The following is a 12,770-nucleotide window of genomic DNA, read 5'->3' on the forward strand; positions in this document are numbered from 1 at the left end:
ACGGCGCGCCTTCGTGCCTTGCCGGGCCAAACAACCCATGATGGGCGCTATGAAGATGCCTGCCGTACTCAGCCGTTCCCACGCCAATCTGCCTGGCATTACCGGAATCGCCAGGATCGACAAGGACACCAAGCGCCTGCTCGAACGGGTGGGCCCCGGGGACATCGTGATCCTCGACGAGGTCGACCTCGACCGGCTCACCGCCGACGCCCTGGTCAAGGCCAAGGTCGAGGCCGTCGTCAACGCGTCGCCGTCGATCTCCGGCCGCTACCCGAACCTGGGCCCCGAGGTGCTCGTCGCCGCTGGCATCACCCTGCTCGACAACGTCGGCGCCGAGGTGTTCAAGAAGGTGCGCGACGGCTCGAAGGTCCGCATCAACGACGAGCGCCTCTACATCGGTGATCGCCGTGTGGCCCTGGGCTCCGAGCTGATCGAGACCGACGTCGCCGACCTGATGCTCGACGCCAAGTCCGGCGTCGTGGACCACCTCGAGGCCTTCTCCGGCAACACCATCGAGTTCCTGCGCAGCGAGTCGCCGCTGCTCATCGACGGCGTCGGCGTCCCCGACGTCGAGGTGGACCTCGACGGCATGGCGGTCGTAGTCGTGGCCGAATCGCCCGAGAGTGAAGCCCAGCTGCGCGCCCTCAAGCAGTTCATCCGCGAGTACTCGCCGATCATGGTGGGCGTCGGACCGGGTGCCGACGTGCTGCTCAAGGCCGGCCACCAGCCCGCCCTCATCGTCGGCGACCCCGACGAGATCTCCCGCGACACGCTGCGCTGCGGCGCCCAGCTCGTCCTGCCGGCGGACACCGACGGCCACGCCGCCGGCCTGACCCGCATCCAGGACCTCGGCGTCGGCGCCATCACCTTCCCGGCCGCCGGTTCGGCCGCCGACCTGGCGCTGCTGCTCGTCGACCACCACGGCGCCGACCTGATCGTCACCGTCGGCTTCGGCGGCGGCCTCGACGACTTCTTCGACCGCACCCGCGGCGAGAGCAACCCATCGACGTTCCTGACTCGTCTCAAGGTCGGGCCGAAACTGGTCGACGCGCGCGCCATGTCGTCGCTGTACCGCTCGCACGGCACCGGCGTCGGCATCGCGCTGCTGGTACTCGCCGCCCTCGTCGCGGTCATCGCGACGCTGATGCTCTCCGGTAGCGGAGAGGGAATCGTCGACTTCCTGGTCGCGCAGTGGCACCACCTCACCGCGTGGATCTCCGGGTTGGGCAGCTGACCGTTGATCTCCCTGCGCCAACACGCCATCTCGCTGGTGGCGGTCTTCGCCGCCCTCGTCGTCGGACTGTTCCTGGGCACCGGCTTCATCGGCGACAAGGTCAACTCGCTGACCGGTACCAGTCGTGACCGGCTCGGCGAGCTCAACGACCAGCTCGACGAGGCCAATTCGGCCCGCAATGCGGCCGACGGCTTCGCCCACGCGGTGGCCCCGCGATTGCTCAAGGACCAGTTGAAGGACCGCAGCGTCGTCGTCGTGACCGCGCCGAACGCCGCCGAGGACGACGTCACCGCGGTGAAGGAGGCCCTGTCGGCGGCCGGTGCGAAGTTCTCCGGCCAGCTGGGGCTGACCACCAAGCTGCTGGCCGACCGCGAGGGCGACAAGTTGCGCTCGATCGTCGACAACTCGATCCCGCAGGGCAAGGCGCTGCGCCCCGAGCTCACCGACTCCGGCGGCCGCCTGGGCGACCTGCTGGGCCTGCTCCTGCAGGAGGGCGTCGGCCGGGGCAACATCCCCGGCCCCGAATACGATGCGGGCCTGCAATCGGTGCGCGACGGCGGATTCATCACGTTCACCGACCGGGCGCTCAACCCCGGGCAGCTCGCCGTCATCGTCACCGGCGATGCATTCCCCACGGACTCCGGCGCCCAGGGGCAGCTCGTCGGCCGCTTCGCCGGCTCCTTTGCCGCTCGCGGACTCGGCGGCGTCCTCACCGGCCGCGTCGGATCGGCCAAGGGCGGCTCGCCCATCGCCGTCGTGCGCGCGGACCCGTCGTTGGGCAACTCGGTGGCCACCGTCGACAACGTGAACCAGCCGATCGGGCGGATCACCACCGTCCTGGCGCTGCGCGCGGCCAACCAGGGCAAGCCCGCCGCGTACGGCGTCGGCTCGGGTGCGACGGCGATCACCCCGCCGGCCTGAGCGGTGCGGCGACCCAATTGCGGTGACACTCCGCACGGAGCGCCAGATGCACGATTCGCGCCGCGAGGTGTTACCGTGAAGTCCCGTAGGTAATCGGGGTTTTTCGGCCCCGGATCGATACCGATCGGGAGAGTCCGCTTGCGACCTTTGCGCCACGGAAGTGCTGGCACCAAACACATCTTCGTCACCGGCGGCGTCGCGTCATCGCTGGGCAAGGGCCTGACGGCCTCCAGTCTCGGACAACTCCTCACCGCACGCGGCTTGCACGTCACGATGCAGAAGCTCGACCCCTACCTGAACGTCGACCCCGGCACGATGGACCCGTTCCAGCACGGCGAGGTCTTCGTCACCGAGGACGGCGCCGAGACCGACCTCGACGTCGGCCACTACGAGCGCTTCCTCGACGTGAACCTGTCGCAGGCCGCGAACGTCACCACCGGCCAGGTGTACTCGACCGTCATCGCCAAGGAGCGTCGCGGCGAGTACCTGGGCCAGACCGTGCAGGTCATCCCGCACATCACCGACGAGATCAAGCGCCGCGTCCTGGACATGCGCGAGCCCGGCGACGACGGCGTGCGCCCCGACGTCGTCATCACCGAGATCGGCGGCACCGTCGGCGACATCGAATCGCAGCCGTTCCTCGAGGCGGCCCGCCAGATCCGCCACGACGTCGGCCGCGACAACGTCTTCTTCCTGCACGTCTCCCTGGTGCCCTTCCTGGCGCCGTCCGGCGAGCTGAAGACCAAGCCCACCCAGCACTCGGTGGCCGCGCTGCGCAACATCGGCATCCAGCCCGACGCCCTCATCCTGCGCTGCGACCGCGACGTCCCCGAGGCGCTCAAGCAGAAGATCGCGCTCATGTGCGACGTCGACATCGAGGGCGTCATCTCCACTCCCGACGCCCCGAGCATCTACGACATCCCCAAGGTGCTGCACGCCGAGAGCCTCGACGCCTACGTGGTGCGCAAGCTCGGCTTGCCGTTCCGCGACGTCGACTGGTCGGTGTGGGGCGAGCTGTTGCACCGCGTGCACGAGCCGCAGGAGACGGTCCGCGTCGCCCTCGTCGGCAAGTACGTCGACCTTCCCGACGCCTACCTGTCGGTGACCGAGGCGATCCGGGCCGGCGGTTTCGCCCACCGTGCGCGCACCGAGATCGTGTGGGTCCAGTCCGACCTCTGCGCCACCGACGCCGGGGCGCAGGCGGAGCTCGGCGACGTCGACGCGATCCTGGTGCCCGGCGGCTTCGGCATCCGCGGCATCGAAGGCAAGGTCGGTGCCATCCGTTACGCCCGCCGTCGCGGGATCCCGCTGCTGGGCATCTGCCTCGGCCTGCAGTGCGTCGTCATCGAGGCGGCCCGCTCGGTCGGCTTCGACGACGCCAATTCGGCCGAGTTCGACGCCAACTCCACCCACCCGGTCATCTCGGTCATGGCCGACCAGGAAGAAGCCGTGTCCGGTGATGCCGACCTCGGCGGCACGATGCGCCTCGGGTCCTACCCGGCCGTGCTGGGCGAGGGTACGCAGGTGGCGGAGGCCTACGGCGAGACCGAGGTCACCGAGCGCCACCGGCACCGCTACGAGGTCAACAACGCCTATCGCGAGAAGATCGCCGAGTCCGGCCTCGTGTTCTCCGGCACCTCGCCCGACGGGCACCTCGTCGAGTTCGTCGAATACCCGAAGGACGCGCACCCGTTCCTGGTCGCCACCCAGGCGCACCCCGAGCTCAAGTCCCGCCCGACGCGGCCGCACCCGCTGTTTGCCAGCCTGATCGCCGCGGCACTGGAGTACAAGGCCGCCGAGCGGCTCCCGGTCGAGATCCCCGGCCGCACCGAGGAGACCGTCGCGGTCGCCGCGGACCAGTCGGACTAGTCCGGTGTCGGGAACCCCGCACGACTTCGCCGTCGTCGATTCCGACGTCCGCTATGACGGCGCCATCGTCGTGCTGCGCGTCGACGACGTGGCGATGCCCGGCGGACGGGTGGCGCGGCGCGAAGTCGTCGAGCACCCCGGGGCAGTCGCCGTCGTCGCCCTCGACGACGCCGGCCGCGTCGCACTGATCGAGCAGTACCGCCACCCCGTCGGCCGTCGGCTGTGGGAGTTGCCCGCCGGCCTCCTGGACGAGCCGGGGGAGCAGCCGGTCGACGCCGCCAAGCGCGAACTGGCCGAGGAGGTCGACCTCGCCGCGCAGGACTGGGACGTGCTGGTCGACCTCGTGCTGTCCCCGGGCTTCACCGACGAGGCCCTGCGCGTCTACCTCGCCCGCGGGCTGAGTGAACTCCCCGCCGCCGAGCGCCACGACGAAGAAGCCGACCTCGCGCTCGTCTGGAAGCCGCTCGCCGAGGCCGTCGCCATGGCGCTGTCCGGCGAGATCGTCAACGCGACCGCGGTGGCCGGGCTGCTGGCGGCGGCCCGCGTCGTCGAGCAGGGCGTCGCGCCGCGTGCGGTGGATGCTCCCTGGACCGACCGGCCCACGGCCTTCGACGACCGCAAAGCGCGAGGCGAGTCCTGACCGGGACCCGCCTCGACGAGCAGGTGAGCCGCTACCTCGACCACCTGGTGGTCGAGCGCGGCGTGGCCGACAACACCGCGGCCTCCTACCGTCGCGACCTGCGCCGCTACCGCGAATACCTGGCGACGCGGGGCATCACCGATCTGGGCGACGTCGAGGAGGCCCACGTGCGCGACTTCCTGGTGGCGCTGCGCTCCGGGGAGGGGAACGCGGAGGGGAAGGGCGCGACCCCGCTCGCCGAGAGCTCAATCGCGCGCACGCTGGTCGCCACCCGCGGCCTGCACAAGTTCGCCGTCGCCGAGGGCATCGCCGCCACCGACGCCGCCCACGCGGTCCGTCCCCCCAAGCCGGCGCAACGACTGCCCAAGGCGCTGTCCATCGACGAGGTCGACGCCATCCTCGCCAACGCGGGCGGCGACGACCCGCGCGGCCTGCGCGATCGGGCCCTGCTCGAACTGCTCTACAGCTGCGGCGCCCGCATCTCCGAGGTCACCTCGCTCGACATCGACGACCTCGACCTCGAGCACCGCACCGTGCTGCTGCGCGGCAAGGGCGGCAAGCAGCGCCTGGTGCCCGTCGGCGGTCCCGCAATCGACGCCGTGCAGGCGTATCTCGTCCGCGCTCGCCCGGGTCTGGCCACCGCGCGCAGCGGTCCCGCGGTCTTCCTCAACGTGCGCGGCGGCCGGCTGTCGCGGCAAAGCGCGTGGCAGATCCTGGCCGACGCGGCACAGCGGGCCGGTGTCACGTCGGCCGTCTCCCCGCACACGCTGCGGCACAGCTTCGCCACCCACCTGCTCGACGGCGGCGCCGACGTGCGCGTCGTCCAGGAACTTCTCGGTCACGCCTCGGTGACCACGACGCAGGTCTACACGCTGGTCACCGTGACCACAATGCGCGAGGTCTACGCCACGGCCCACCCGCGTGCCCGCTAGGGTGGACACCACCATCGAGCGGAAGAAGGGGGAGCGGTCTGTGAGCACGCCGGAAGTCGACAAATACCGACTGTCGGTCGCCAGTCCCGGCGCCGACGACGAAGCCGACGCCGCCCCCGCCGACGAGGGCAAACTGGGCCCGACCGGCCGCCCCCTGCGCAAGATCCCGCAGCCGAAGCCGCTCAAGTCGCACGGCCCGGCCACCATCATCGCGGTCTGCAACCAGAAGGGCGGCGTCGGCAAGACGACGTCGACGATCAACATCGGCGCCGCACTCGCCGAATACGGCCGCCGGGTGCTGCTCGTCGACCTCGACCCGCAGGGCGCGCTGTCGGCCGGACTGGGCGTCGCGCACCACGAGCTCGACGAGACCGTGCACAACCTGCTGGTGCCGCCGCTCGCATCGATCGACGACGTCCTGCAGCGCACCCGCGTCGAGGGCATGGACCTGCTGCCCAGCAACATCGACCTCTCGGCCGCCGAGATCCAATTGGTCAACGAGGTCGGCCGCGAGCAGACCCTGGGTCGCGCGTTGCACCCGGTCGTCGACCGCTACGACTACATCCTGATCGACTGCCAGCCGTCGCTGGGCCTGCTGACCGTCAACGCCCTGGCCTGCGCGGACAGTGTGCTCATCCCGATGGAGTGCGAGTACTTCAGCCTCCGCGGCCTGGCCCTGCTCACCGACACCATCGACAAGGTGCGCGAGCGGCTGAACCCGGACCTCGAGATCGGTGGCATCCTGGCGACGATGTTCGATCCGCGCACCGTGCACTCCCGCGACGTCATGGCCCGCGTCGTCGAGGTCTTCGGCGACGTCGTCTTCGACACCTCGATCAACCGCACCGTCCGCTTCCCGGAGACCAGTGTCGCCGGCGAGCCGATCATCTCCTGGGCGCCGAAGTCGACCGGCGCCAAGGCTTACCGCAGCGTTGCCGCCGAGGTCATCGAGCGCGACGCCGAGCGGCGATGACGGTCACCACGACTGGTGACGACGCCGAACAGGGCTTCCGCGTCCACCTGGACAATTTCGACGGTCCGTTCGACCTGCTGCTGAACCTGATCAGCCAGCACCGCCTTGACGTCACCCAGGTCGCGCTGCACGAGGTCACTGACGACTTCATCGCCTATACCCGCGAGATGGGCGAGCACATGGACCTCGAGCAGACGACGGAGTTCCTCGTCGTCGCCGCCACCCTGCTCGACCTCAAGGCGGCTCGGTTGCTGCCGTCGGGCGAGGTGGACGACCCCGAGGACCTCGCGCTGCTCGAGGCGCGCGACCTGCTGTTCGCCCGGCTGCTGCAGTACCGCGCCTACAAGCAGGTCGCCGAACTCTTCGCCGAGCTGGAGGCGTCGGCCCTGCAGCGCTACCCGCGCGCCGTCGCGCTCGAGGACCACTTCGCCGAGCTGCTGCCCGAGGTGACCCTCGGCGTCGACCCGAGGGGATTCGCCGAAGTGGCGGCCACCGCGCTCACGCCGAAGCCGGTGCCGACCGTCGGCCTCGACCACCTGCACATCCCCAAGGTCTCGGTGCCCGAGCAGGCCAAGCGGATCTCCGTCCTGCTGCGCGACGCGCCCGGCGGCACGCTGACCTTCGCCCAGCTCGTCGCCGAGTGCACGAACGGGCTGGAGGTCGTTGCCCGCTTCCTGGGCCTGTTGGAGCTCTACCGCGAGCGCGCGGTCGGCTTCGTGCAGGAGGAGGCGCTGGGGGAGTTGACCGTCAACTGGACCGGGGACCGCGACCCCGAGGAACTGAGCATGGACCGAGTGGAGGACTACGGATGAGCGACGAGGCGGCCCAGACCACCCTCGACTCCGAGGGTGCGATCATCCTCGACGACCACGAGCTGCGCTCGGCGCTCGAGGCGGTGCTGCTCGTCGTCGACACCCCGGTGTCCGTCGAGGAACTCGCCACCGCCACCGAGCAGGACCGGCTGCGCGTCAAGGAGATGCTGGTCGCGATGGCCGAGGAGCTCACGACCGCGGGCAGCGGCATCGACCTGCGCAACACGGCCGACGGCTGGCGCTTCTACACGCGCGCCGAATTCGCGCCCTACGTCGAGCGCCTTCTTCTCGACGGTGCCCGCACCAAACTGACCCGCGCGGCCCTTGAGACGCTGGCGGTCATCGCCTACCGTCAGCCGGTCAGCCGCGCCCGCGTCTCGGCCATCCGCGGCGTCAACGTCGACGGCGTCATCCGCACGCTCGTCGCCCGCGGCCTGATCAACGAGGTCGGCACCGACCCGCAGACCTCCGCCACCACCTACGGCACCACCGAGCTGTTCCTGGAGCGCCTCGGTCTCGCGTCGTTGGGCGAGCTGCCCGACCTCGGACCGCTGCTGCCCGACGTCGACCTCATCGAGGACCTCTCCGACGAGCTGACCTCCGATCCGCGATTCGCCAAACTCTCCGCCGGGCGGGCAGAATCGGACGGCAGCACCGCGCAGGACGACGGCGAACCCGCCGCTCCCGCCGATTCAGACGAGCAGGACTAAGACATGGCATCCGCTAGCCGAGACGGCACACCGGGATCACGACGAACAGGCGCCAAGGGCGGCGCAAAGGCTCACCGCAAGGGCGGCAAGCCGCGCGGCCGCTCGCGCGTCGACGTCGAGTCCGGCAAGGTGCGCCTCAACAACGCCAAACCCGCCCGGCCCAAGCGGCCCGACCCGGTGCCCGACGAGGGCGAGTTCATCGGTGCCGCCGGCGCCGGCGACGATCCGTACGATCCGCGCGGCACCCGGTTGCAGAAGATCCTGGCGTCGGCGGGCGTCGCATCGCGCCGCGGTGCCGAGGAGATGATCGCCGCCGGTCGCGTCAGCGTCGACGGCGTCGTCGTCACCGAGCAGGGCATGCGCGTCGACCCGCACCGGGTGATCGTCCGCGTCGACGGCATCCGCGTGCTGGTCGACGAGGACATGACCTATCTCGCGCTCAACAAGCCCGCCGGCTACCACTCGACGATGGCCGACGACCAGGGTCGGCCGTGCGTCGGCGACCTGGTGGCCGAGCGGGTGATGGCCGGGCAGCGCCTGTTCCACGTCGGCCGACTCGACGCGGAGACCGAGGGCCTGCTGCTGCTCACCAACGACGGCGAACTCGCGCACCGGTTGATGCACCCGTCCTTCGAGGTGCCCAAGACCTACCTGGCCACCGTGCGCGGCGAGGTGCCGCGCGGGCTCGCGCGCCAACTGCGCGACGGCATCGAACTCGACGACGGCCCGGTGCGGGTCGACGAGTTCGTGCCACTGCAGGTGTTCGACGGTTCGTCGCTCGTGCGGATCACGCTGCACGAGGGCCGCAACCGCATCGTCCGCCGGTTGATGGCGCACCTGGGCTTCCCGGTGACGCGCCTGGTCCGCACCGACGTCGGCCCGGTGCCGCTCGGCGATCAGCGGCCCGGCTCGATCCGGGTTCTCGGCAAAGACGAGATCGGCGCGCTCTACCAGGCGGTGGGCCTGTGAGCACCGTGGAGGAGCCGACCGGCGACCAGACCCGGGTGGTCGCGATCGACGGACCCGCCGGGACCGGCAAGTCCTCGGTGTCGCGCCTGCTGGCCGATGAGGTGGGGGCGCAGTACCTCGACACCGGGGCGATGTACCGCGCGGCGACCCTCGCGGTGCTGCGCGCCGGGATCGCGCCCAACGACGCCGACGCGGTCGCCGAGCTGGTGTCGGGACTGGAGATCGATCTGCGCGACCGCGACGGCGACACCGTCGTGCTGTTGGACGACGAGGACGTGTCGCAGGCGATCCGCGGCGGCGATGTCACCGATGCGGTGTCCGCGGTGTCGGCGAACCCGCGGGTGCGCGGCCAGATGGTCGACTTGCAGCGCCGGGTGGCCGCCGATCGGTTAGTCGTCGTCGAGGGGCGCGACATCGGAACCGTCGTGTTCCCCGACGCCGCGTTGAAGGTCTTCCTGACCGCGACGCCCGAGGCCCGCGCGCAGCGCCGGCACCGGCAGAACCTGGCGGCCGGGCGCGACAGCGACCTCGACGAGGTGTTGGCCAGCGTGAACCGCCGCGATCACCTCGATTCGACGCGGGCGGCGTCGCCGCTGCGCAAAGCCGACGACGCGATCGAGCTGGACACCAGTGCGCTCACGTTGAACGAGGTGCTGGCCGCCCTGACCGGGATGGTCGAGACGAGGATCGGAGTGGACCGGTGACCGACGAGGCAGTGGGAGCCGACTCCCTTCCCGGCGACGGGGTGTGGACCGACGAGTCCGACTGGGACGTCGTCGACGCGGTCGGCGATGACGCCGCGGCCGAGGGCGATGCGGCGCTCCCGTCGGTGGCGATCGTCGGCCGGCCCAACGTCGGCAAGTCGACGCTCGTCAATCGATTCCTCGGTCGTCGTGAGGCCGTCGTCGAGGACCTGCCCGGCGTGACCCGCGACCGGGTGTCCTACCCGGCGAGTTGGAACGGCCGGAACTTCATGGTCGTGGACACCGGCGGCTGGGAACCCGACGCCAAGGGCTTGCAGCAGGCCGTCGCCGATCAGGCCGAGCGGGCGATGACCGCGGTGGACGCCATCATCCTCGTCGTCGACGCGACGGTCGGAGCGACGGCCACCGACGAGGCCGTGGCGCGCGTGCTGCGCCGGGCCAAGGTGCCCGTGCTGCTCGCTGCCAATAAGGTCGACAGCGACCGGGTCGAGGCCGAGGCGGCCGCGCTGTGGTCGTTGGGGTTGGGGGAGCCGCTCCCGGTGTCGGCGGCCCACGGTCGCGGTGCCGGCGACCTGCTCGACGAGGTCCTCAAGGTGCTGCCCGAGCGGACCCGCGTGTCGGCGCCCACCGGCGGACCTCGCCGCGTCGCCCTCGTCGGCAAGCCCAACGTCGGCAAGAGTTCGCTGCTCAACAAGCTCGCCGGCCAGGAGCGCTCGGTCGTCGACAACGTCGCCGGCACGACCGTCGACCCGGTCGACGAGCTCATCGAGCTCGACGGCAAGGTGTGGCAGTTCGTCGACACCGCCGGGTTGCGTCGCAAGGTGCGCACCGCGTCGGGCCACGAGTACTACGCGTCGCTGCGCACGCGGTCTGCGCTGGAGGCCGCCGAGGTGGCGATCCTGCTGATCGACGCGTCGGAGCCGCTGTCCGAGCAGGACCTGCGGATCCTGAGCATGGTCGTCGAGACCGGCCGGGCGCTGGTCATCGCCTTCAACAAGTGGGACCTCGTCGACGAGGACCGGCGCTACGCGCTGGACAAGGAGATCGACCGCGAGTTGAGCCGCGCGCAGTGGGCGTCGCGGATCAACATCTCGGCGATGACCGGTCGCGCGGTGCAGAAGCTCGTTCCGGCGCTCGAGGAGTCGTTGGCGTCGTGGGATGAACGCATCGGCACCGGCCGGCTCAACAACTGGATCAAAGAGGTCGTCGCGGCCAATCCGCCGCCGGTGCGCGGCGGTCGTCAGCCGCGGATCATGTTCGCCACCCAGGCGGCCACGCGTCCGCCGACGTTCGTGCTGTTCACCACCGGGTTCCTGGAGGCGGGCTACCGACGCTTCCTGGAGCGCCGGCTGCGCGAGGAGTTCGGCTTCCACGGCTCGCCGATCCGGGTCAACGTCCGCGTCCGCGACAAACGGGAGCAGCGGCGCAAGCGCTGACCGCCGACGCGGTGGTTAGGATGGCCTTAGCCGACGCCGTACGGCGCCGGACCGATGAAAGGAAAAGCTTAATGAACCGTCGCATCGCGGGTGTGCTCATCGCCCTCTTCGCCGTCGTCGGCCTGTTCGGCGCCACCGGTTGCACGTCGTCCGACACGCTGTCGGACGCCAAGGCGCAGGAGATCCTGCGGACCGTCGTCGACCCGGCGACCACCCCCGAGGCCGCGGCCAAGCTGGTCGACTCGCCGGACCCGGCGTGGGGCCCGAAGCTGCAGGGATTCGCCCAGGGCGCGGCCCACGGCGGGTACACCCCGGACAAGTTCACCGTGAAGTCGGTGAAGGCCGAGGGTGACAACAAGGCCGTCGCACAGGTCGAGGTCGCCAGCCCGCACGCACCCGCCCCGGTGACCGTGCCGTACACCTTCACCAAGGTCGGCGAGGACTGGAAGCTGGCACCGGAGTCCGCCGAGGCGCTCGTCGGCATGGGTTCCGCGCACGCGCACTGATCGCGGCGCACTCGCACACATGAGGATTCGGACCGGGCGCGGCGCGCCTGCCGCGCTAGGTCTTCTCGTGGCGTGCTGCGCGGTGCTCGTCGGCTGCACGGTGGCACCGCTCGACGTCGGCGGGCCGTCGGCGCCGATGGTGGTGGTACCGCCCGGTCCGCGTACCGCGGCCGTCGCGCAGGACCCGGTACCGATCACGACGAACCCGGTGCCGAAACTGCCGGTCACCGTGCCGTCGGTCGACGGCCCCGCCGTGACCGTCACCGACGTCAGCCGCATCGTCGCGCTGGACCGCTTCGGCACCTACGGCACGACGGTCTTCGCGCTGGGCCTGGGTCCGAACCTTGTCGGGCGGGACATCGCGACCAAGTTTCCGGCGGCGATGGGAATCCCCGTGCTGACGCCCGACGGCAGCAACGCCAACCTGGAGGCGCTGCTCGCGTTGCGCCCGACGCTCGTCCTCGCCGACGCCTCGCTGCCGTCGGTGTCGATGCTGACGGCCCGGCTGCGCGCCGCCCGGATCCCCGTCGTGCTGGGCGAGTCCACGCGCACGCTCGACGGCACCGCGGCGCAATTGCGGTCCACCGCCGCCGCGGTGGGGCTGCGCGCGGACGGCGAGGCGCTCGTCCGCCGCACCGAGCAGCAGATCACCGCGGCGAAGAACATGGTCCCGCCGCTGCGGTCGAAGCCGAAGATCGCCTTCCTCTACGCCCGGGGCACGGGGTTGATGATCCTCGGCGGCCCGGGTTCCGGGGCGTCGGAGATGATCGAGTTCCTCGGCGGCGTCGACGCCGGGACCGCGGCCGGGCTGAAGGAGCCGTACACCTCGCTCACCGCCGAAGGGCTGATCAAGGCCGCGCCCGACGTAATCCTGATGATGACCGAGGGACTCAAATCCGTCGGCGGCGTCGACGGTCTGCTCCGCGTGCCGGGCGTCGCACAGACCCCCGCCGGGAGCTCGCGCACCGTGATCGACATGGCCGACGGACAGGTGCTGACCTTCGGCTCTCGGACCGGCGACGTCGCACTCGCCCTGGCGACCGCGATCTATCGGGGGTGAGAGC

13 protein-coding genes are annotated in these 12,770 nt (G+C 70.8%); all 13 read left to right on the top strand.

Going from position 1 to position 12,770, the window contains the following annotated elements; all coding sequences use genetic code 11:
- Window positions 1–49 precede the first annotated feature (49 nt).
- The 13 genes from steA to QM728_RS06655 all read left to right on the top strand — a co-directional run bounded on the left by steA (window position 50) and on the right by QM728_RS06655 (window position 12,766).
- Window positions 50–1,234 carry a putative cytokinetic ring protein SteA gene (gene steA / locus QM728_RS06595; protein WP_415031240.1) on the top strand — a complete coding sequence of 395 codons (1,185 nt, stop codon included), beginning with the start codon at window positions 50–52 and terminating at the stop codon, window positions 1,232–1,234.
- 3 nt (window positions 1,235–1,237) lie between these two features.
- A complete protein-coding gene (locus QM728_RS06600; protein WP_415031241.1) occupies window positions 1,238–2,155 on the top strand; it encodes a copper transporter in 918 nt (305 codons plus the stop codon).
- 138 nt (window positions 2,156–2,293) lie between these two features.
- Complete coding sequence (locus tag QM728_RS06605) at window positions 2,294–4,024, top strand: CTP synthase (RefSeq protein ID WP_415031242.1); 1,731 nt, start codon at window positions 2,294–2,296, stop codon at window positions 4,022–4,024.
- A gap of 4 nt (window positions 4,025–4,028) precedes the next feature.
- The gene (locus QM728_RS06610) at window positions 4,029–4,664 is read left to right on the top strand and encodes an NUDIX domain-containing protein (protein ID WP_415031243.1); all 636 of its coding nucleotides are present in this window, start codon (window positions 4,029–4,031) and stop codon (window positions 4,662–4,664) included.
- Complete coding sequence (gene xerD / locus QM728_RS06615) at window positions 4,661–5,596, top strand: site-specific tyrosine recombinase XerD (RefSeq protein WP_415032845.1); 936 nt, start codon at window positions 4,661–4,663, stop codon at window positions 5,594–5,596. The genes QM728_RS06610 and xerD overlap by 4 nt, the downstream gene beginning before the upstream one ends.
- Before the next feature lie 40 nt (window positions 5,597–5,636).
- Complete coding sequence (locus tag QM728_RS06620) at window positions 5,637–6,569, top strand: ParA family protein (RefSeq protein WP_415031244.1); 933 nt, start codon at window positions 5,637–5,639, stop codon at window positions 6,567–6,569.
- The gene (locus tag QM728_RS06625) at window positions 6,566–7,381 is read left to right on the top strand and encodes a segregation and condensation protein A (protein WP_415031245.1); all 816 of its coding nucleotides are present in this window, start codon (window positions 6,566–6,568) and stop codon (window positions 7,379–7,381) included. Before QM728_RS06620 ends, QM728_RS06625 begins: the two co-directional genes overlap by 4 nt.
- Window positions 7,378–8,091: an SMC-Scp complex subunit ScpB gene (gene scpB, locus QM728_RS06630; protein WP_415031246.1), complete on the top strand. Its 714-nt coding sequence runs from the start codon at window positions 7,378–7,380 to the stop codon at window positions 8,089–8,091. The genes QM728_RS06625 and scpB overlap by 4 nt, the downstream gene beginning before the upstream one ends.
- Window positions 8,092–8,094: 3 nt before the next feature.
- A complete protein-coding gene (locus QM728_RS06635; RefSeq protein ID WP_415031247.1) occupies window positions 8,095–9,060 on the top strand; it encodes a pseudouridine synthase in 966 nt (321 codons plus the stop codon).
- Window positions 9,057–9,764, top strand: coding sequence for a (d)CMP kinase (cmk, locus tag QM728_RS06640; protein ID WP_415031248.1), 708 nt, complete (start codon window positions 9,057–9,059; stop codon window positions 9,762–9,764). Before QM728_RS06635 ends, cmk begins: the two co-directional genes overlap by 4 nt.
- Window positions 9,761–11,200, top strand: a complete 1,440-nt coding sequence (der, locus tag QM728_RS06645; protein ID WP_415031249.1) for a ribosome biogenesis GTPase Der — start codon at window positions 9,761–9,763, stop codon at window positions 11,198–11,200. Before cmk ends, der begins: the two co-directional genes overlap by 4 nt.
- 71 nt (window positions 11,201–11,271) lie before the next feature.
- Window positions 11,272–11,706 (top strand): hypothetical protein, encoded by a 435-nt coding sequence (locus QM728_RS06650; RefSeq protein ID WP_415031250.1) that lies wholly within the window; start codon window positions 11,272–11,274, stop codon window positions 11,704–11,706.
- Between the two features lie 19 nt (window positions 11,707–11,725).
- Window positions 11,726–12,766: a heme/hemin ABC transporter substrate-binding protein gene (locus QM728_RS06655; RefSeq protein WP_415031251.1), complete on the top strand. Its 1,041-nt coding sequence runs from the start codon at window positions 11,726–11,728 to the stop codon at window positions 12,764–12,766.
- Window positions 12,767–12,770 lie beyond the last annotated feature (4 nt).

Origin of the sequence: Gordonia sp. (in: high G+C Gram-positive bacteria) (assembly GCF_047602025.1) — a bacterium.
GTDB lineage: Bacteria > Actinomycetota > Actinomycetes > Mycobacteriales > Mycobacteriaceae > Gordonia.